Consider the following 18,629-nt stretch of genomic DNA (forward strand, 5'->3'; position numbering starts at 1 on the left):
CTGGCAGGTCGTCCCCGGCCCGCTCACAATGGGGGCGTCATGAACGACTCCGAGCTTTCCGAGATGAGCGCCCGCCTGGAGCGCACCAACGAGCTGCTCCAACGCATGATCGCCGAGGTCGCCAAGACCCCGTCCACGCATGCCATCTTCGTCGACGCCGGTTACGCCTATGCTGCGGCCGGGTTGCTTGTGGCGGGTACCGAGGACCGGCGCTCGTTCGACCTCGACGCCGAAGGGCTCATCGAGGCGTTCATCGACAAGGCCCGCACGATCTTCGCGGACAGCAGGCTGCTCCGCGTCTACTGGTACGACGGCGCGCGGCGCCGCATCCACACGGCCGAGCAGCAGGCCATAGCCGAACTGCCCGACGTCAAGGTCCGGCTCGGCAATCTCAACGCCAACAACCAGCAGAAGGGCGTCGACTCCCTCATACGCAGCGACCTGGAGTCACTCGCCCGGCACCGGGCGATCAGCGACGCGGCGCTCGTCGGCGGCGACGAGGACCTCGTCTCCGCGGTGGAGGCGGCCCAGGGCTACGGCGCCCGGGTCCACCTGTGGGGCATAGAGGCGGCCGAGGGCCGCAACCAGGCCGAACCGCTGCTCTGGGAGGTCGACAGCCAGCGGACCTTCGACCTCGACTTCTGCCGGCCGTACGTCACGCGCCGGCCCGTCACGACCTACGAGGACGACAGCCCGCCCCCGTCCCGTGACGACGTGCGCTTCGTGGGCGCGCAGATAGCCGCCACCTGGCTGGCCGAACGCGGCCGGGAACCGCTGGCCGCACTGCTGCCCGGTCATCCCTACCTGCCCGGCCCCGTGGACCAGGACCTGCTCAATGAGGCGGAGAAGCTGCTGAAGCACTCACTGCGGGGCTACGCACATCTGCGGCGTGCGCTGCGGGACGGCTTCTGGGAGCACCTGCAAGGCCGTTTCTGAGGCCGCAGGACCGGCTCCGGGGAGCGGAACCGCGGAGCCGGCCGGGGGGCCTTCGAGGGGACCGGAGGAGACCCCTGGTGGGGCCTGGTGGGGCCTGGTGGGGCCTGGTGGGGCCTGGTGGGGCCTGGTGGACCTGGTGGACCTGGTGGACCTGGTGGGACTGAAGGGACCTGAGCGGGCCCGGTGGGGCCGAGGGGGCCTGGCGGGACCCCTGAGGAGGCAGGACCCTCAGTGCCGGGACCAGAAGTCCACCAGGGCCGCGGCGGTCTGCTCCGGGCGGTCCGTGTTCGGCGAGTGCTCGGCCCCCTCGATCACCGTCCGGACCGCCCCCAGCCGCACGGCCATCTCGTCGAACTGCGGCACCGGCCAGGCGTCGTCCCGATCGCCCGACAGCACGTGCATGGGCAGCGGCCGCACGGCGGCGAGTTCGTCGACCCGGTCCGGTTCCTCGGTGAGCTGCCCGCCGGTGGCCCGCAGCTGGGCGGCACGGTGACGCAGCCACCGGCGCCGCATCTGCTCGCCGTCGGTGGCGGCCTCCTCCGGCGGGTCGAGGGCGCGCATGGCCTCCCACACCTCGCTCATGTCCATCACTGCCAGCGCGTCGTTCAGCAGCTTGATCCTGTGCTGCTGGGCGGGGGCGATGCGCGCCGGGCCGGACGACATCAGCGTCAGGGTCCGGAACGGGCGCGCGTCGACGAGTACGGCGGCACGGGCGATCTGGCCGCCCAGGGAATGCCCGACGAGGTGCACGGGCGCGTCGCCGATCGCCTCCGCCTGCGCGAGTACGTCCCGCGCCAGTTCGGGCTGCGCGTAGGCGGACTCGTCGTCGGGGCCGTCGGTCTCGTACTGGCCGCGTCCGTCGACGGCGACGGCCCGGAACCCGGCCGCGGCGATCGGCTCCAGCAGCGCGACGAAGTCCTCCTTGCTGCCGGTGTACCCGGGCAGCAGCAGTGCGGTGCCCTTGCGGTCGCGCGCGTCCCCGTCCGGCTCGGCGTCCAGCACGGCGAACTCCCCGCGGCTGGTGCGCAGCGCGTAGGCGCGGGCACAGGCGGGCGGGCGGAAGGTGGGTGGCCGACTCATGCGGACGAGAGTACCGGCGCGTCCGGCCGGTGGCTCCGCCCGGGCCGCCGTCGCACGGGCGAGGGCCCGCCCCGGTCCCGGGTGGGACGGGGCGGGCCCTCGGTGAACGGCTCAGGCCTCCGGCTGGGTGGCCTTGGTGCGGGTGCGGCGTCGGCGTGGTGCGGCGGGTTCCCCGGCGGTGGCCTCGGTGCCGGTGCCGGTGCCGGTGGCCGGTGCCGCTGTGGCGGGTGCCTCGGTGGCGGTCTCCGGCTGGGCGGCCTTGGTGCGGGTGCGGCGTCGGCGTGGTGCGGCCGGTTCCCCGGCGGTGGTGCCGGTGGCGGGTGTCTCCGCGGCCGGTGCCTCCGCGGCGGGTGCCTCGGTCGCCGCGGCGACCGCCGCGGCGCTCCCGCCCACCCGGGTCCGCCGACGACGGCGCGGGGTGCGCGGCGCCTCCGCCGTCTCCTCCGCCGTCCCCTCCGCGGTGGCCGGGGCCGAGGCGGTCACGGCCGCCTGCGCCTCTACCGAAGCGCCGCCGCGGGTGCGCCGCCGCTGGCGCGGGGTGCGGGTGCGGGCGGGGGACTCGGAACGGTCTGCCGCCTTCGCACGCGCCCCGCGGCCGCCGGGCTCACCCAGATCCTCGAGTTCCTCGGCCGCCAGACCGGCCCGGGTGCGCTCGGCACGCGGCAGGACGCCCTTGGTACCCGCCGGGATGCCCAGCTCCTCGAACAGGTGCGGAGACGTGGAGTACGTCTCGGCCGGGTCGTTGAAGTTCAGGTCCAGCGCCTTGTTGATCAGCTGCCAGCGCGGGATGTCGTCCCAGTCCACCAGCGTCACCGCGGTGCCGGTCGCGCCCGCCCGGCCGGTGCGGCCGATGCGGTGGAGGTATGTCTTCTCGTCCTCCGGGGTCTGGTAGTTGATCACATGCGTGACGCCCTCGACGTCGATGCCGCGCGCGGCGACGTCGGTGCAGACCAGCACGTCGACCTTGCCGTTGCGGAAGGCGCGCAGCGCCTGCTCGCGGGCGCCCTGGCCCAGGTCGCCGTGTACGGCGCCGGAGGCGAAGCCGCGCCGGGCGAGCTGGTCGGCGATGTCCGCCGCCGTGCGCTTGGTACGGCAGAAGATCATCGCCAGGCCGCGGCCCTCGGCCTGCAGCATGCGGGCAACGAGTTCGGGCTTGTCCAGGGAGTGCGCCCGGTACACGCGCTGTGTGATGTTCGCGACGGTCGCGCCCTGGTCGTCCGGCGCGGTGGCGCGGATATGCGTGGGCTGGGACATGTAGCGGCGCGCGAGACCGATCACCGCCCCCGGCATGGTCGCCGAGAACAGCATGGTCTGGCGCCGCACCGGGAGCAGCTGGATGATCTTCTCCACGTCGGGCAGGAAGCCCAGGTCGAGCATCTCGTCGGCCTCGTCGAGGACGAGCGCCTTGACGTGCGAGAGGTTCAGCTTCTTCTGCCCCGCGAGGTCCAGCAGCCGGCCGGGAGTGCCGACGACGACGTCGACGCCCTTCCGCAGGGCCTCGACCTGGGGCTCGTAGGCGCGGCCGCCGTAGATCGCGGTCACCCGGACGTTGCGCACCTTGCCGGCCGTGAGTAGGTCGTTGGTGACCTGGGTGCACAGCTCGCGGGTGGGAACGACCACGAGCGCCTGCGGTGTGTCGGTCAGTTCCCCGGGCTCCGCCCGGCCCGCCTCCACGTCCGCGGGCACGGTGACCCGCTCCAGCAGCGGAAGGCCGAATCCCAGCGTCTTGCCCGTGCCGGTCTTGGCCTGGCCGATCACGTCGGAGCCGGAGAGCGCGACCGGAAGGGTCATCTCCTGGATGGGGAACGGTGTGGTGATGCCGACGGCCTCCAGGGCCTCGGCGGTCTCGGGGAGGATCCCGAGCTCTCGGAAAGTCTTGGCCTGCGTAGTCAGGGTGTTGCCTCTTCTGTGAGACGCGGCGCGAGGCGAACGCCGGGGGTCCCACCGCGCCTGGGTACGGGTGCCGGTCGTTGATCGGCCGGAAGGCGCGGGACCACTGCGTCGCTCGAGCGCTCGTGCCGCTGAGGGCCCCTCATGTGGCGGAATGCGCACAGAGGGCTGTCGGGTCGGAGCCGATCGGGCCACCGACCGGGCATCCTCATTCAGAGGGCCCGCCGAGATGTCCGGCAGGCTTAATACCACTGTACCCCGGATTCGCGCATCTGTGTTGTCCGAATTCCCGGGAGCCGTGTCGCGACGGGGCTGACCAGGCCCTTCCCCACGGACGGCGGCGGGCTATTGTGCGCTTCATGGAGACGCCTGACAACGCCACCGCGCCGGCCGCCGACACGGCCGAGGAACCGACCGGGATCGCCGCCCAGGACTGGGCCGCGGCCTCCGCCGACCCCCAGTACCGCGCCGCGGTCGTGGATCTCCTCGGCGCGCTCGCCTACGGGGAGCTGGCGGCCTTCGAGCGGCTTGCCGAGGACGCCAAGCTGGCACCGACGCTGGCCGACAAGGCCGAGCTGGCGAAGATGGCCTCCGCCGAGTTCCACCACTTCGAGCGGCTCCGCGACAGGCTGGCCGCGATCGAGACCGAGCCCACGGAGGCCATGGAGCCGTTCGCGGCGGCGCTGGACGGGTTCCACCGCCAGACCGCCCCGTCCGACTGGCTGGAGGGCCTGGTCAAGGCGTACGTCGGTGACTCGATCGCCAGCGACTTCTACCGTGAGGTGGCCGTGCGGCTGGACTCCGACACCCGCGCCCTGGTGCTCGCGGTGCTCGACGACACCGGTCACGGGAACTTCGCCGTGGAGAAGGTCCGCGCCGCGATCGAGGCCGATCCGCGGGTCGGCGGCAGGCTCGCGCTGTGGGCGCGCCGGCTGATGGGCGAGGCGCTGTCCCAGGCCCAGCGGGTCGTCGCGGAGCGCGACGCGCTGTCCACGATGCTCGTGGGCGGGGTGGCGGACGGGTTCGACCTGGCGGCGGTCGGCGAGATGTTCACCCGGATCACCAAGGCGCACACCAGGCGGATGGCCGCGCTGGGGCTCGCCTCGTAGCCTCCGGGAGGCGTGGGCGTGGGCGTGGGCGTGGGCGTGGGCGTGGGCCGGGGTGCGGGTGCGTCCGGCCGCGGCCCGGGGGATCCGGGTCGGTGGCCGCCGCCTCCGTCCTGTGCGCGGGAGCGTGCGGGTACCCGGCGCTCAACCCCGCCGCCCACATCCCTCGGCGTCGCCTCCGTCCTGTGCGCGGGAGCGTCCGCTCCGGCTGCCTCGGGAAGGGCGGGGACGACCTCGTCCCCCGGCGCGGGTGCGTCCGGCGCGCGGCGGCGTGCGTCAGGCGGCGGCTGATCGCCGCAGCCGCCGAGGTCCCGGCCGGATCAGCAGCGACAGCGTGACGGCGGCGACGAGCACGGCGCCGAGGAGGGTGCCCGGCAGATGGCCGGAGCCGAGGGCGGTGTGCGTCAGGTAGGCCCCGAACAGGGCACCGAGGGTGCCTGCCGGGTACACCACCCGCCGGGCCGGGAGCCGGTCCGCGAGCCGCCGCAGAGCTGCCCAGGAAAGCGCGAGGCCGAGCAGGACGGAGCCGAGAGCCTCCAGGATCACCACGGATCACCTCACGGGCGGCGGGCGGCGGATGCGGTCGTAGCCCGTCCTACCCGGACCGGTCGGCGAACAACCCTCCGCTCCACCCGGTCACCGCTGGACACAGCGGCCGCCACGGGCCGAGCGGGCGGAGACGCGGAAGGGCCCCGCGGGTGACGACCCCCTGAGCCCGAGGGCTCGGAGCGTCGCCCGCGGGGCCCTTCCGGCAGTCGGTGCCCGGTGCCGCGACCGGCGGTACCCTCCCTGTCGGGCGGGCATCGCCGGTCGAGGCACGAGGGCGTGTCGCGAAAGCAGCTCCGTCCGCCCGCAGGCCGGGAGGGACTCTCCCAACCCGCCCTGGTCGACCCGCCCTAGAGCGCGCCGAACCCCACGCGGCGCGTGGCCGGCTCGCCGATCTCGACGTAGGCGACGCGGTCGGCCGGTACCAGCACCTTGCGTCCCTTGTCGTCGGTCAGGCTGAGCAGCCGCGCCTTGCCGGCCAGCGCGTCGGCGACCGCCTGTTCGACCTCCTCGGCGCTCTGACCGCTCTCCAGAACGATCTCCCGGGGCGCGTGCTGCACGCCGATCTTGACCTCCACGGCTATGTCCCTCCGAACGGTCAGCGATGCGCGGTCAGCCGCGCCGTACGCAGCACACATTAGCCCGGTGAGGCGATGTCGTACGGCTCGGCCGTGCACGCCCGCAGCGAACAGCGGAGGGCCGGGCCGTCACTGGCCGCTGCCGTGGCCCTCGGCCGAGTGCAGCGGGAAGCCGGCGATACCGCGCCAGGCGAGCGACGTCAGCAGCTGAACCGCGGTGTCGCGCGGGATGCCCGAGCTGCTGGAGAGCCAGTACCGGGCGACCACCTGGGAGACGCCGCCGAGCCCCACGGCCAGCAGCATCGACTCCTCCTGCGACAGCCCGGTGTCCTCGGCGATCACCTCGCAGATGGCCTCCGCGCACTGCAGCGACACGCGCTCGACCCGCTCGCGCACGGCGGGGTCGTTCGTCAGGTCCGACTCGAAGACCAGCCGGAACGCGCCACCCTCGTCCTCGACGTACGCGAAGTACGCGTCCATCGTGGCGGCGACCCGCTGCTTGTTGTCCGTCGTCGACGCCAGCGCGCCGCGCACGGCCTGGAGCAGCGACTCGCAGTGCTGGTCCAGCAGCGCCAGGTAGAGCTCGAGCTTCCCGGGGAAGTGCTGGTACAGGACCGGTTTGCTGACGCCGGCCCGCTCCGCGATGTCGTCCATCGCCGCCGAGTGGTAACCCTGGGCGACGAAGACCTCCTGGGCCGCGCCGAGGAGCTGGTTGCGTCGGGCACGGCGCGGCAGGCGGGTGCCTCGCGGGCGCGCCGCCTCTGTCTGCTCGATGGCTGTCACGCCGCCTCCCACGTTCGATGTCACAAGCACAGTGTTCCGTGCGTGCGCTCTGCGCCCGCGCCCGCCATCGTACTTTCGGGTAACCGTGGTGTGCGCGCCGCGGGCGCAGAATTTCACGTACCGGACGCCCGCGGTAGGTGGTGGCTCGAAGAAGACGAACAGATCAGCGGTAGTCCTCCTCGTCGAGGGCCACCACCCTGGCCTGCTCCAGAGCGTCCGCCTCGTTCGCTCCGGCCGGGTCGATGCGCGTGAGCGGCTCGTCGTCGACCGGGCTCACCTCGGCGTGCTGCTCGGCGGCGTCGGCCTCGGGCGTCTCCTCGGGGAGCCGCTTCAGCTCCTCGCGTTCGTTCGGTGCCCCCTGGTCGTCCTCCGTGAAGGTGTCCGGGTCCGTCGGGTCGGCAGCCATCTGGATCGATCCCCCTTCCTCTGCGGAGTTCGGCCAGGTGCGGGTACCCCGTAAACCGAGCGTAGGAGCATGCCCGGCCGGACGCTATGCGGTGTGTGATGCCGAACACAGGTTCCGCCGCGTGATCGTCTCGTAACATTGCCCCCATGTCTTCGACCGAGCTGCCGGGAACCCGCGCCGCCGATCCGGCCGGGCGGACCCGTTCCGTGCGGGTCGCCGAGGGGGAGGAGATCCGCTCCGCGGCGCTCCCCGGGCTGACGCTCACGGTGCGGGCCCGTCCGCCCGCCCGCTCCGGACTGCCCCCGGCGCTCTTCGTCCACGGACTCGGCGGCTCGTCGCAGAACTGGACGTCGCTGATGGGTGCGCTGCGGGACGCGGTCGACGGCGAGGCCGTCGACCTGCCCGGCTTCGGTGACTCCCCGCCGCCCGACGACGGCGACTACTCGGTCACCGCCCATGCCCGTGCGGTGATCCGGCTGCTCGACGCGAGCGGCCGCGGTCCCGTCCATCTGCTCGGGAACTCGCTGGGCGGCGCGGTCGCCACCCGGGTCGCGGCCGTCCGCCCCGACCTGGTGACCACCCTCACGCTGGTCTCGCCCGCGCTGCCCGAGCTCCGGGCCCAGCGCGGCGCCTGGCCCACCGCGGCGCTGGGCCTGCCGGGCGTCGCCTCGCTCGCCCGGAGGCTCACCCGGGACTGGACGCCCGAGGCGAGGGTCCGCGGAGTGATGGCCCTCTGCTACGGGGACCCGGGGCGGGTGACGGACGAGGCTCTGCTGCACGCCGTCGAGGAGATGGAGCGCCGGCTGGCCCTTCCCTACTTCTGGGACGCCATGACCCGCTCCGCACGGGGCCTGGTTGACGCGTACACGCTAGGGGGACAGCACGGGCTGTGGCGGCAGGCGGAGCGGGTGCTCGCGCCGACGCTGCTGGTGTACGGCTGCCGGGACCGGTTGGTCTCCTACCGCATGGCGCGCCGGGCGAGCGCCGCCTTCCGCGACTCGCGGTTGCTGACCCTCCCGGACGCGGGCCATGTCGCCATGATGGAGTATCCGGAGACGGTCGCAGCGGCCGTACGGCAACTGCTCGACGACAGCACGAGGAGCTGATCCGGGGCGTGGGACGACACAGCCGCAAGGGCCCCGCACCCAAGGCCGCCACCACCGACGACACCACCGCCAGTGCCTCCACCACCGACGACACCGCCACCGGCGCCCCCACCGGCGGCGGCGCGGGCGCTCCCCGCAGGCCTCGACCCCCAACGCCGCCAGTACCCATGAACACGACGCGCCCCCTCGCCCGGCATCACGGTCGGGCAAGGGGGCGCTTTCGTGCGTCCGAGGTCAGGCGCGTGGCTGCTCGATGCCGATCTCGTAGGCGATCTCCCACCGAACATCCGCGACGGTGATGCCTGCGGTTTCCACCGGCCGCCCCTCCGTGTCGTAGTACGTCCGCTCAATCTCTGTGATCAAGTCGCCGACGGAGATGCCAAGGAGGTTCGCCTGCTCCTGGGCGAGTCGGGCCAGGTCGACGGGCTCACCCCGTTCGGCACCTTCTGGCGGCTGATCCTGCCGCTCGCCCGCCCGGGCAGCAGCCGGCCGCCCCGGCCGGCGCCCCGCGGCCGCCCATCGGCGCGGGTGCCCGCATCCCGGGCCCGCGCCGGGAGTTCGTCGAGGCCTTCGACCCGCCGCCGCCCGGCGACCGTGCCCCGGGCGCGGGGACCGAACCCGGCGACGGCGACGAGCCCTCCGCCAGGCACATGCGCGGCCGCACGGTCACGGGCGTCGCGGCCGCGGCCGTGACGACCGTGCTCGCGGTCGTGGTCGCCGGGCAGGTCGCCGACGCCGGGCAGGGGGGCACCGCCACCGAAGCGGCCGAGGGAGCCGAGCGGATCACCGAGGACGACACCTCCCGCTCCGACCAGCGCGTCCAGCCTCCCCCGCAGGCGGCACCGGCCGCCCCGGCGGCACCCACGTACGCACAGCTGCTGGCCCGGCAGTTCCCGTTCGACCCCGAACTCAAGGGCCCGGGGAAGTTCGAGGCGGTCCCGGGCCTGGACCGGGCGCCCGGCGAGGGCCGGAAGATCCGCTACCGGGTGGACGTCGAGCAGGGACTCGGCCTGGACGGGGCGCTGTTCGCGGACGCCGTCCAGCGGACCCTCAACGACGAGCGCAGCTGGGCACACGGCGGCGCCATGAGCTTCGAGCGGATCCCCTCGGGGGAACCGGAGTTCGTCATCACCCTCGCGAGCCCCGGCACCACCGCGGTCTGGTGCGCCAAGTCGGGTCTCGACACCACCGTCGACAACGTCTCCTGCGACTCCGCCTCCACCGAGCGAGTGATGATCAACGCGTACCGCTGGGCCCGGGGCGCTGAGACGTACGGCGCCGAGGCGATGCTGGCGTACCGCCAGATGCTCATCAACCACGAGGTCGGCCACCGCCTCGGCCACGGCCATGTGAACTGCCGCACCTCCGGAGCCCTGGCCCCCGTGATGCAGCAGCAGACGAAGTCGCTGGACATCGGCGGGATCAAGTGCCGGCCCAACCCCTGGGCGCATCCCGGTGGTTGACGGCGCCGGGCCGTCCGGTGGCGGTCGGTACGGAGGCCCGCCGTTCGGCGGCAGGCCGCCGAGGGAGCGCGGGCCGTACCGGGGGCCGTGACCGCGGCGTCCGCGCGCGGCACCGGCGCGCGCCCCTGCCGTGCCTCCGGGAAGCCCTGCGGGCGTGTGGCGGCAACCCCGGGTCCCGCGCTCTTGCTTGAGCACGGGCGCCGGGCACCTCGCGGGCGTGTGGCGGCAACCCCGGGTCCTCCGCTCTTGCTTGAGCACGGGCGCCGGACGCCTCGCGGGCGTGTGGCGGCAACCCCGGGTCCTCCGCTCTTGCTTGAGCACGCGCGCCGGACGCCTCGCGGGCGTGTGGCGGCAACCCCGGGTCCTCCGCTCTTGCTTGAGCACGCGCGCCGGGCACCCCGCGGGCGTGTGGCGGCAACCCCGGGCCCCGCGCTCTTGCTTGAGCACGCGCGCCGGACGCCTCGCCGGCGTGTGGCGGCAACCCGCCCGGCTCGGCCCGCACGTGCCGGAGGACACATGTAGCGCGACCAAACGCCACGGGAGCTGGAAAGTTACGTGCATTCACCCCTTCCGGTGGCGCGATGGACAACCGTCCGTCGCTCCACCGACATCTCCGCATAGGTTTTCTGCGCTGCGGGCCGCCGGACGGAAGGCGCCCGCCCACAGGAGATCGGGGGTGCGCTCATGCGGATCGGGTTGCTCACGGAAGGTGGCTATCCGTATGCGACGGGTCAGTCCGGGCTCTGGTGCGACCGGCTCGTGCGCGGGCTCCCGCAGCACGACTTCGACGTCTACGCCCTCAGCCGCTCCGCCCACCAGGAGGACCAGGGCTGGATGGAGCTGCCGCGCCACGTCCAGCGCGTGCGGACGGCGCCGCTGTGGGCGCCCGAGGACGACGGACGCACCTACGGGCGCCGTGAACGGCGCCTCTTCGCCGCCCACTTCGCCTCCCTCGCCGCCGCCGTGTGCTCCGACGGCGACCGCGAGGCGTTCGCCGAGGGGCTGTACGGACTCGCCGGTCTCGCCCGCGAGCGCGGCGGTCTGCACGCGGCACTGCGCTCCGAACTCGCCGTACGCACACTGGAGTCCGCCTGCCGCGCTCCCGGCGCACGCCGTGCCGTGCACACCGCCGCGGTACCGGACCTCCTCGCCTTCACCGACGAGATCGAGCGCGCGCTGCGCCCGCTCTCCCTCGACTGGTACGGGGACGGTTCCCTCGGCGCGGCAGACCTCTGCCATGCCGCGTCCGGCGGCACCGCGGCCGTGCCCGGCCTTCTGGCCAAACGCTTCTTCGGGGTTCCGCTGCTGGTCACCGAGTACGGCGTACAACTGCGCGCCCGCTATCTCGCGGCCCACGGCACGCCCCTCGCCGTGCCCGTCCGCGCCCTGCTCGCCGCCTTCCACGGCTGCCTCGCCTCGGAGGTGTACCGGCAGGCCTCCGTGATCACCCCCGGGAACACCCATGCCAGACGCTGGCAGGAGAGGTGCGGGGCCGACCCCGCCCGGCTGCGCACGGTCTACCCCGGTATGGACGCGGAGCGCTTCACCGCGGTGGGGGAGGGGGACGACCCGGGCGACCCGTACACCCTCGTCTGGGTGGGCAGGATCGAGCCGGCCAAGGACCTCATCTCGCTGCTCCACGCCTTCGCGAGGGTGCACCGGGAGGAGCCCGGGGCGCGGCTGAGGATTCTGGGTCCCCCCGCCACGGGGCCCGAGTCCGGCGCCTACCTCGCGCACTGCACGGCCCTGGCCGCGCAGCTCTTCCCCGACGAGGCCGCGGACGCGCACGCGGTCGGCGAGAACCCCGTCTCGTTCGAGGAGATAGGCGGCCCGGAGGCCACGGATCTCGCCGACGCCTACGCCGCCGGGGCGGTGATCGTGCTGTCGAGCGTCGTCGAGGGCTTCCCGATCAGCCTGGTCGAGGCGATGTTCTGCGGCCGGGCGACCGTGTCCACCGACGTCGGAGCCGTCGTCGAGGTCATCGGCGGCACGGGGCTCGTGGTTCCCCCGCGCAACCCCCGGGCGTTCGCGGACGCCTGCCTGGCACTGCTGCGCGACCCCGAACGCAGGCGACGGCTCGGCGCGGCGGCCCGCGCCCGGGCGCTCGAACTCTTCACCGTCGAGCAGAACATCGCCGCCTTCCGCGGCATCTATCTGGAGCTGATCTCCCACAGCCCGGTCCACCGCGACTCGGACGCCGTCGACGGCGACGGGGCGCCCGTCCCCTTCGCCACCCCGGCGGAGGCCCATGTCCCCGGTCACTGGACCGGCGGCCGCAGCCGCCCCCGCTGGGCGGACTCCGCTCCCATCAGCACCGCGGCCGCACCGGGAGGGCCCGATGCCTGACTCCAGAGACACAGGCACAAGCACAGACGCAGGCACAGGCCCAAGCACAGGCACAGGCACAGACGCAGGCACAGGCACAAGCACAGGCACAGACCTCGCCGCGGCCGGCGGAACCGTCACCGCACGGCAGCCCGGCCCCGGGCGCGGCCCGGTCGCCGCGCCCGACACCCACGGGCGGACCACCGGTGCCGCGGCCCGTGGCGCCGGCCCGCGGGAGCCCGCGACCGAGGCGCGCCCCACGACGGGGGCCGCCACGGCCGCTCGGGCCCGGACCGGCCGTCGCGGGCCCGCCGACCCGGTGAAGGCCCTGATGCACCGCCACCGGGAACTGTGCGAACGCGCTGTGGACCCGCTGGAGATCGCCGCTGGCCTGGAGGCCCACGGCGTCACCGACCGGACCGCCGCCCGCTTCCGGCACCGCGATGTCTTCTCCCTCGCCGAGGAGTTGTACGCCCGGGTGCCGCGCGGCGAGGAGACCCCGCAGCCCCAGGCGGACGGGGACGCCGCCGCACGTCCCGCACACCTGGTGTCGGCGATGGCGCCGGGAGCCGTCGCCGTCGCCACCGCGGTCGGCCTCCGCCTCACCGACGGCGGAGCCGGGCTGGGAGTGGGGGCCGCCGGAGCCGTCGCGCTGGCCGTCGCGCTCGCCTGGAGTCTGCGGCGCGGTCCCCTGCGCGCGCCCGGGCGTACGCCGCGCGTGACGCGCCATCTGGTGTGCTGGCTCGCGGCGTACTCGCTCGTCGGCGACGGGCTGCTGGCCGAGCTGGCCGCCGGCGGCCCCCACGGACCGTGGCCGCTCACGCCCGGTCCCCTCCTCGGTCTCGCCCTCTCCGTGGCGCCCGCCGCGTGGGCCGCGCGGCTGTTCTCCGTCCGGGCGCGGCGCAGGCTCGGCGGCAGCAGAGGGCTGGAGGAGTTCGCCGCCGGCACCCGGCCCCTGCTGCTGGGCTGCGTCGCCCTCCACACCGGAGCCCTCATCGCCCTGCTCGTGCCGGCGTCCCTGCTGCTGCCCGTGGCCGTCGCCCCGGCCGTCGCCCTCGGTCTGCTGCTCTTCCTCGCCCGGTTGCTGACCGTGCACGGCTATCCGCAGGCGGCGGTGGCCGGTCTCGCCGCCGCCTGCGCCGGCGAGGCCGTGGCGCTGGCGGCGGCTCTCGGCGGCCGTCTTCCCGGCTGCGGATTCCTCGCCCGGCCCGTCGAGGCCGCGGTGCACACCTGGGGTGCCGCGGCCGTGCCGGCTCTCGTGTGCGGCGCCGCCGCCCTCGGACTGCTGGTCCATGCGACCGCGGCCCTCTCGCGGGCCTCTGCACACAGCACTTGACGCCACTTGACGGCACTTGCAACCACTCCCCCTGCCCCCACTTGACACTAATCGACCATGTTCGCCCCTACCTGAAGCCATCTGACACCACTCGACCGTTCACGTGCCCCATGTGACCCCCGCCTCCCGCGGAGCCGACGCCGCGGGCGTATCCCGCCACCGCACCATCCCGAGGAGACAGACGACGATGACCCCGCACCACCCAGCACCGGCCCGTCGGCCCCGAGGGGCCGCGCGATGAGGGTGCTGCTGCTCGGAGCAAACGGATTCCTCGGCCGGTTCGTCGCCGACCGGCTACTGGCCGACCCGGCCGTCCATCTGACCGCGCTGGGGCGCGGCGACGACGCCGACGTACGGTTCGACCTCGCGGGCGGCAGCCCGGGAGCACTCACCCGGTTCCTGGACGCAGTCCACCCCGGAGTAGTGATCAACTGCGCGGGCACCACCCGCGGAGGCGCCCGCGACCTCACCCGGCACAACACCGTGGCCGTAGCCACCGTCTGCGAGGCCATGCGCCGCAGCGGCTGCGACGCCCGGCTCGTCCAGCTCGGCTGCGCTGCCGAGTACGGGCCCTCGCAGCCCGGTTCCTCGACCGCGGAGGACGCGGTGCCGCGCCCCGGAGGGCCGTACGGGGTGTCCAAGCTCGCCGCGACCGAGCTGGTCCTCGGGTCCGGACTGGACGCCATCGTCCTCCGGGTGTTCTCGCCGGTCGGTCCGGGAACCCCGGCCGGCTCACCGCTCGGCCGCCTGGCCGAGGCCATGCGCCGCGCGATGCAGTCCGGCGACGGCGAGCTGAAGCTGAGCGGCCTGGGCGTCCAGCGCGACTTCGTCGACGTGCGGGACGTGGCGCGCGCCGTGCACGCCGCCTCACTCTCCGCCGCGCAGGGCGTCGTCAACATCGGAACCGGCCGCTCCGTGCGGCTGCGTGACGCCGCCGCAGTGCTCGCCCGGGTCGCCGGGTACGCGGGGACCCTGCACGAGCTGGACGGACCGCCCCCACGCCCCGGTCATCCCGTGATCGGCGCTCCACGGGGCCCGGAGCCCGTCCCGGAACAGCTGGGCACCGCGCCCTACCCCTACCCCGACGGCTGTGGCAGCTGGCAGCAGGCGGACGTGCGAACCGCCCGCGACCGGCTGGGCTGGCGGCCGCGGATCAACCTCGAGGAGTCCCTCGCGGACATCTGGATGGAGGCGGCATGCCGCATCTGATCAGCACGGACCGCGCACTCTCCGCCACGGGCGCCGACCGGCTCGGTCTCGGTGTCCCCGGCTACGCACACCCCCTGGTCGCCCCGGCCGAATGGGCCGAGCTGGCCAGACCGGGCACCCCGCTGCACTGGGCCGTCCTCGATGTCGCGGACGGCCCGGGCAGCAGACCCGACCCCCACTGCCTGGAGGCGGCCGGCAGGCTCACCAACGCCGGAGTCCGGGTGCTGGGCCGCATCGACCTCGCCCGCGGCGACCGGATGTTCGGTGAGATCGTCTCCGACGCCCATCGCTACCTCGGCTGGTACAAGGTCGGCGGATTCCTGCTGGACCGCTGCCCGGTCGAGCAGGCCGACCTGTCCCGGGTACGCCGTGCCACGGCCACGCTGGAGGCCGTTCTCGGCGGCGGGCACATCGTCCTGGGCCACGGCGCGCACCCGCACCCCGGATACGCGGAGGTGGCCGACCAGCTCGTCACCTTCCGCGGCGCCTGGACCGACTACCGCTGGTCGCAGGTGGCGCAGTGGACCGCCGACCATCCGCCGGAGCGCTTCGTCCACCTCGTGCACGGGGTACCCCGGACGCATCTGGACGAGGCCATGAGAATCGCCCGCTGGCAGGGAGCGGGAACGATCTTCTTCACCGACCGCTCCGGCCCGAGGTGGGGACAGATCGGGGCATTCGACTCGTTGCCCGGCTACTGGGACGAAATCGTCTCGCGGATTGGACCGGGTGTCTCGGAATGAGAGGGCGCGTGGCAGTGTTACAGCGAGCACAACCGTATTGACGCAACCACCAACGACGGAGTCCCCGTGTCGCTGCCACCCCTGGTCGAGCCGGCCGCCGAGCTCACCGTAGACGAGGTCCGCAGGTACTCCCGCCACCTGATCATCCCGGATGTCGGGATGGACGGGCAGAAGCGGCTGAAGAACGCAAGGGTGCTCTGTGTGGGTGCCGGTGGTCTGGGCTCGCCGGCGCTGATGTACCTGGCGGCGGCCGGCGTCGGCACGCTCGGCATCGTCGAGTTCGACGAGGTGGACGAGTCGAACCTGCAGCGCCAGATCATCCACAGCCAGTCGGACATCGGCCGGTCCAAGGCCGAGTCCGCCCGCGACAGCGTCAAGGGCATCAACCCGTATGTGGACGTCGTCCTCCACGAGGAGCGGCTCGAGGCCGACAACGTGATGGACATCTTCGGCCGGTACGACCTGATCGTCGACGGCACGGACAACTTCGCCACCCGGTACCTGGTGAACGACGCCTGCGTGCTGCTCGGCAAGCCGTATGTGTGGGGGTCGATCTACCGATTCGACGGCCAGGCCTCGGTGTTCTGGTCCGAGCACGGCCCCTGCTACCGCTGCCTCTACCCGGAGCCCCCGCCGCCCGGCATGGTGCCGTCCTGCGCCGAGGGCGGCGTACTGGGCGTGCTCTGCGCCTCCATCGGCTCCATCCAGGTCAACGAGGCCGTCAAGCTGCTCGCCGGCATCGGGGAGCCGCTGGTCGGCCGGCTGATGATCTACGACGCACTGGAGATGCAGTACCGCCAGGTGAAGGTCCGCAAGGACCCCGACTGCGCGGTCTGCGGAGAGAACCCCACCGTCACCGAACTCATCGACTACGAGGCGTTCTGCGGCGTCGTGTCCGAGGAGGCACAGGAGGCCGCGCTCGGTTCCACGATCACTCCGAAGCAGCTCAAGGAGTGGATCGACGACGGCGAGAACATCGACATCATCGACGTCCGCGAGCCGAACGAGTACGAGATCGTCTCGATCCCCGGGGCGCGGCTGATCCCGAAGAACGAGTTCCTGATGGGCGGCGCCCTCCAGGACCTCCCACAGGACAAGAAGATCGTCCTGCACTGCAAGACGGGCGTCCGCAGTGCGGAGGTCCTCGCGGTCCTCAAGTCGGCCGGTTTCGCCGACGCCGTGCACGTCGGCGGTGGCGTGATCGGCTGGGTCAACCAGATCGAGCCTGGGAAGCCGGTCTACTAGGGGTGTCGCGAAAGTAGCCCCGTCCGCCCGCAGGGCGGGGCCCGCGGTGTCCGGCACGCGGCTCCCGTCGCCCTTCGGGCACGGGAGCCGCCCCGGCGCCGCGCTGTCGGAGTCATCCGAGTGAATCACTTCACACCGGTCACCTGGAGCGGACTTCCAGCGGACTTCCAGGGGAGCCGGCCGTCGAGGCCGGCCCCCTCGCCGCACCCGGCCCCGGACTGGCGGATGACCGGGAGGACCGTCGTCCCGACCGTGCTGCCCGCCCGCGGCCGTCCGGACCCGTACCCGGGTGGCGCTGAGCGGGCGCGGGAGCGGGCGTCTAACCGCAGGTCACGCCGTCCTCCGGAACCTTGCCCTCCAGCAGGTAGCCGTCGACGATGCCTGTCACGCATCCGTTCGACGGGGTGTAGCCGCCATGGCCCTCGCCCTTGTTGGTGAGCAGGACGCCGACGCCCTCGCCCAGTTCGTCCGCCATCCGCCGGGCCCCCTCATAGGGGGTCGCCGGGTCGCCGGTCGTGCCCACGAGCAGGATCGGGGCCGCGCCCTTCGCGCTGGTATCGGGGGTCCCGTCCTCACCGGGGACCGGCCAGTCGGCACACCATCCCGCCGTGTCCCAGGCCAGGAAGGGTCCGAACACCGGGGATATCCGCTCGAACTCGGGCAGCAGGGCCTTCGCCTCGGCGGGGGTCGGGCGCTGCGCGTCGTCCACGCACGATATCGCCCGCTGCGAGTGACTCTGCGTACCGTAACCGCCGTCCGGCCCACGGTCGTTGTAGGAGTCGGCAAGAGCCAGCAGCTTCGTTCCGCGGCCCCGCCCCTCCGCCTCGTCGAGGGCCGCCGTCAGATCGGGCCACATGCTCTCGGAGTAGAGGGGAAGCACGATTCCGGTGAGTGCCAGGCTCTGGTTCAGCTCGCGGCCGTAGCCCGCCGGCAGTGGCTCCTCGTCGATCCGCGCCAGCAGCGCCGCTATCCGGGCCGTGCCCCGCCGAGGGTCCTCGCCCCTGCTGGTCAGGTAGTTGTCAAGGGCGCGCTGGAAACCGGTGGTCTGGTTGCGGGCGTGCCCCACCGTGTCAGCCGTCGGGTCGACCACGGCGTCCAGCACCATCCGCCCCACGTTCCCCGGGAAGAGATGGGCGTATGTGCCGCCGAGCTGGGTGCCGTAGGAGATGCCGAAGTAGTTGAGCCTGCGGTCGCCCAGGACATGGCGGAGGACATCCATGTCCCGCGCGGCGTTCGCCGTGCCGACATGCGCGAGGAGTTCCCCGGAACGGCGCTCGCAGCCCTTGCCGAAGTCCCTGGCGTCCGCGAAGTAGGCCGCTTCCTCCGCTGCCGTGTCGGGGGTCAGGTCGACGCGGTCGGCGGCCGCCTCCATGTCCTCGTCGTCGCGGCAGACCACGCCCGAACTCGCCGACACCCCGCGCGGGTCGAAACCCACCAGGTCGTAGCGCGAGTTGAGCTTCTCGTACTCCGCTGCGGCCCGGGGCAGCAGGCCGACGCCGGACACTCCGGGGCCGCCGAAGTTGAACAGCAGCGAGCCGAGCCGCCCGCCGTCGCCCCGCGCCGGGCGGCGGACCAGTGCGATGGAGATCGTCTTGCCGTCCGGGGCGGCGTAGTCGAGCGGGACCCGCACCGAGGCGCAGGTCCAGCCCTCCGCATCCGCGCAGGGCGCCCACCGGGGCCGCTGGTTCGCGAGCGAGCCGGGAAGCCCCACGGCCGCGTCGCCAGGCCTCACCGGGACGGACGCGGAGGCCGCGGGGCGGCCCCTGCCGTCCCCGCCCGCACCACCTTCCGCGTCACAGGCGACCGCCGCCCCGCCTGTCAGCACCAGCGCCACCGCCGCCGCGGCCGGTCCCGTACGCAATGACATCCGTGCCCCC

At 73.6% G+C, this 18,629-nt stretch carries 16 protein-coding genes and 1 pseudogene; 9 read left to right on the forward strand and 8 right to left on the reverse strand.

Going from position 1 to position 18,629, the window contains the following annotated elements:
* The first annotated feature begins 63 nt into the window (after positions 1-63).
* Positions 64-936: an NYN domain-containing protein gene (locus DDQ41_RS22775; RefSeq protein ID WP_109297895.1), complete on the forward strand. Its 873-nt coding sequence runs from the start codon at positions 64-66 to the stop codon at positions 934-936.
* A 228-nt stretch (positions 937-1,164) separates the two neighbouring features.
* On the opposite strand, the gene DDQ41_RS22780 is transcribed toward DDQ41_RS22775, so the two are convergent.
* Both DDQ41_RS22780 and DDQ41_RS22785 read right to left on the reverse strand, forming a co-directional pair.
* On the reverse strand, positions 1,165-2,016 hold the full coding sequence (locus DDQ41_RS22780; RefSeq protein ID WP_109296146.1) for an alpha/beta fold hydrolase: 852 nt from the start codon (positions 2,014-2,016) through the stop codon (positions 1,165-1,167).
* Between the two features lie 111 nt (positions 2,017-2,127).
* A complete protein-coding gene (locus DDQ41_RS22785) occupies positions 2,128-3,807 on the reverse strand; it encodes a DEAD/DEAH box helicase (RefSeq protein ID WP_109296147.1) in 1,680 nt (559 codons plus the stop codon).
* Between the two features lie 458 nt (positions 3,808-4,265).
* On the opposite strand from DDQ41_RS22785, the gene DDQ41_RS22795 reads away from it, so the two are divergent.
* Positions 4,266-5,015 carry a ferritin-like fold-containing protein gene (locus DDQ41_RS22795; protein WP_109297896.1) on the forward strand — a complete coding sequence of 250 codons (750 nt, stop codon included), beginning with the start codon at positions 4,266-4,268 and terminating at the stop codon, positions 5,013-5,015.
* A gap of 273 nt (positions 5,016-5,288) precedes the next feature.
* On the opposite strand, the gene DDQ41_RS22805 is transcribed toward DDQ41_RS22795, so the two are convergent.
* The 4 genes from DDQ41_RS22805 to DDQ41_RS22820 all read right to left on the reverse strand — a co-directional run bounded on the left by DDQ41_RS22805 (position 5,289) and on the right by DDQ41_RS22820 (position 7,325).
* The gene (locus DDQ41_RS22805) at positions 5,289-5,558 is read right to left on the reverse strand and encodes a hypothetical protein (RefSeq protein ID WP_109297897.1); all 270 of its coding nucleotides are present in this window, start codon (positions 5,556-5,558) and stop codon (positions 5,289-5,291) included.
* 350 nt (positions 5,559-5,908) lie between these two features.
* Positions 5,909-6,136, reverse strand: a complete 228-nt coding sequence (locus DDQ41_RS22810) for a DUF3107 domain-containing protein (protein WP_216365060.1) — start codon at positions 6,134-6,136, stop codon at positions 5,909-5,911.
* A gap of 129 nt (positions 6,137-6,265) precedes the next feature.
* On the reverse strand, positions 6,266-6,919 hold the full coding sequence (locus tag DDQ41_RS22815; protein WP_109297898.1) for a TetR/AcrR family transcriptional regulator: 654 nt from the start codon (positions 6,917-6,919) through the stop codon (positions 6,266-6,268).
* Positions 6,920-7,082: 163 nt separating this feature from the next.
* Complete coding sequence (locus DDQ41_RS22820; protein WP_109296151.1) at positions 7,083-7,325, reverse strand: hypothetical protein; 243 nt, start codon at positions 7,323-7,325, stop codon at positions 7,083-7,085.
* Positions 7,326-7,471: 146 nt separating this feature from the next.
* Between DDQ41_RS22820 and DDQ41_RS22825 the strand changes: the two genes are divergently transcribed.
* Positions 7,472-8,431 (forward strand): alpha/beta fold hydrolase, encoded by a 960-nt coding sequence (locus tag DDQ41_RS22825; protein ID WP_109296152.1) that lies wholly within the window; start codon positions 7,472-7,474, stop codon positions 8,429-8,431.
* A gap of 234 nt (positions 8,432-8,665) precedes the next feature.
* Here DDQ41_RS22825 and DDQ41_RS22830 read toward each other — a convergent pair.
* A pseudogene (locus DDQ41_RS22830) lies at positions 8,666-8,845 on the reverse strand (GntR family transcriptional regulator); the annotation flags it as partial.
* A gap of 236 nt (positions 8,846-9,081) precedes the next feature.
* On the opposite strand from DDQ41_RS22830, the gene DDQ41_RS22835 reads away from it, so the two are divergent.
* From DDQ41_RS22835 to moeZ, 6 genes are all read left to right on the forward strand, one after another.
* Complete coding sequence (locus tag DDQ41_RS22835) at positions 9,082-9,894, forward strand: DUF3152 domain-containing protein (RefSeq protein WP_394342156.1); 813 nt, start codon at positions 9,082-9,084, stop codon at positions 9,892-9,894.
* 684 nt (positions 9,895-10,578) lie between these two features.
* Positions 10,579-12,240, forward strand: coding sequence for a GT4 family glycosyltransferase PelF (gene pelF, locus DDQ41_RS22840; RefSeq protein ID WP_109296153.1), 1,662 nt, complete (start codon positions 10,579-10,581; stop codon positions 12,238-12,240).
* Complete coding sequence (locus DDQ41_RS22845) at positions 12,233-13,555, forward strand: hypothetical protein (protein WP_394342157.1); 1,323 nt, start codon at positions 12,233-12,235, stop codon at positions 13,553-13,555. The genes pelF and DDQ41_RS22845 overlap by 8 nt, the downstream gene beginning before the upstream one ends.
* 237 nt (positions 13,556-13,792) lie before the next feature.
* Entirely contained in the window at positions 13,793-14,764 is a 972-nt protein-coding gene (locus tag DDQ41_RS22850; protein ID WP_109296154.1) for an NAD-dependent epimerase/dehydratase family protein, read from the forward strand.
* Positions 14,752-15,507, forward strand: coding sequence for a spherulation-specific family 4 protein (locus tag DDQ41_RS22855; RefSeq protein ID WP_109296155.1), 756 nt, complete (start codon positions 14,752-14,754; stop codon positions 15,505-15,507). The genes DDQ41_RS22850 and DDQ41_RS22855 overlap by 13 nt, the downstream gene beginning before the upstream one ends.
* Before the next feature lie 66 nt (positions 15,508-15,573).
* Positions 15,574-16,752 carry an adenylyltransferase/sulfurtransferase MoeZ gene (moeZ, locus tag DDQ41_RS22860; protein ID WP_109296156.1) on the forward strand — a complete coding sequence of 393 codons (1,179 nt, stop codon included), beginning with the start codon at positions 15,574-15,576 and terminating at the stop codon, positions 16,750-16,752.
* 319 nt (positions 16,753-17,071) lie between these two features.
* On the opposite strand, the gene DDQ41_RS22865 is transcribed toward moeZ, so the two are convergent.
* Entirely contained in the window at positions 17,072-18,619 is a 1,548-nt protein-coding gene (locus tag DDQ41_RS22865; RefSeq protein WP_245991115.1) for an alpha/beta hydrolase, read from the reverse strand.
* Between the last annotated feature and the right edge of the window lie 10 nt (positions 18,620-18,629).

Source organism: Streptomyces spongiicola (genome assembly GCF_003122365.1).
Classification (GTDB): Bacteria; Actinomycetota; Actinomycetes; order Streptomycetales; family Streptomycetaceae; genus Streptomyces; species Streptomyces spongiicola.

Bases quoted from the DNA above. Each gene is read 5' to 3' on its own strand.
- DDQ41_RS22780 (WP_109296146.1), bottom strand. From the start codon at position 2,016: ATGAGTCGGCCACCCACCTTCCGCCCGCCCGCCTGTGCCCGCGCCTAC.
- DDQ41_RS22845 (WP_394342157.1), top strand. From the start codon at position 12,233: ATGCCTGACTCCAGAGACACAGGCACAAGCACAGACGCAGGCACAGGC.
- DDQ41_RS22855 (WP_109296155.1), top strand. From the start codon at position 14,752: ATGCCGCATCTGATCAGCACGGACCGCGCACTCTCCGCCACGGGCGCC.
- DDQ41_RS22785 (WP_109296147.1), bottom strand. From the start codon at position 3,807: ATGACCCTTCCGGTCGCGCTCTCCGGCTCCGACGTGATCGGCCAGGCC.
- DDQ41_RS22835 (WP_394342156.1), top strand. From the start codon at position 9,082: ATGCGCGGCCGCACGGTCACGGGCGTCGCGGCCGCGGCCGTGACGACC.
- DDQ41_RS22825 (WP_109296152.1), top strand. From the start codon at position 7,472: ATGTCTTCGACCGAGCTGCCGGGAACCCGCGCCGCCGATCCGGCCGGG.
- DDQ41_RS22820 (WP_109296151.1), bottom strand. From the start codon at position 7,325: ATGGCTGCCGACCCGACGGACCCGGACACCTTCACGGAGGACGACCAG.
- DDQ41_RS22865 (WP_245991115.1), bottom strand. From the start codon at position 18,619: ATGTCATTGCGTACGGGACCGGCCGCGGCGGCGGTGGCGCTGGTGCTG.
- pelF (WP_109296153.1), top strand. From the start codon at position 10,579: ATGCGGATCGGGTTGCTCACGGAAGGTGGCTATCCGTATGCGACGGGT.
- DDQ41_RS22850 (WP_109296154.1), top strand. From the start codon at position 13,793: ATGAGGGTGCTGCTGCTCGGAGCAAACGGATTCCTCGGCCGGTTCGTC.
- DDQ41_RS22795 (WP_109297896.1), top strand. From the start codon at position 4,266: ATGGAGACGCCTGACAACGCCACCGCGCCGGCCGCCGACACGGCCGAG.
- DDQ41_RS22775 (WP_109297895.1), top strand. From the start codon at position 64: ATGAGCGCCCGCCTGGAGCGCACCAACGAGCTGCTCCAACGCATGATC.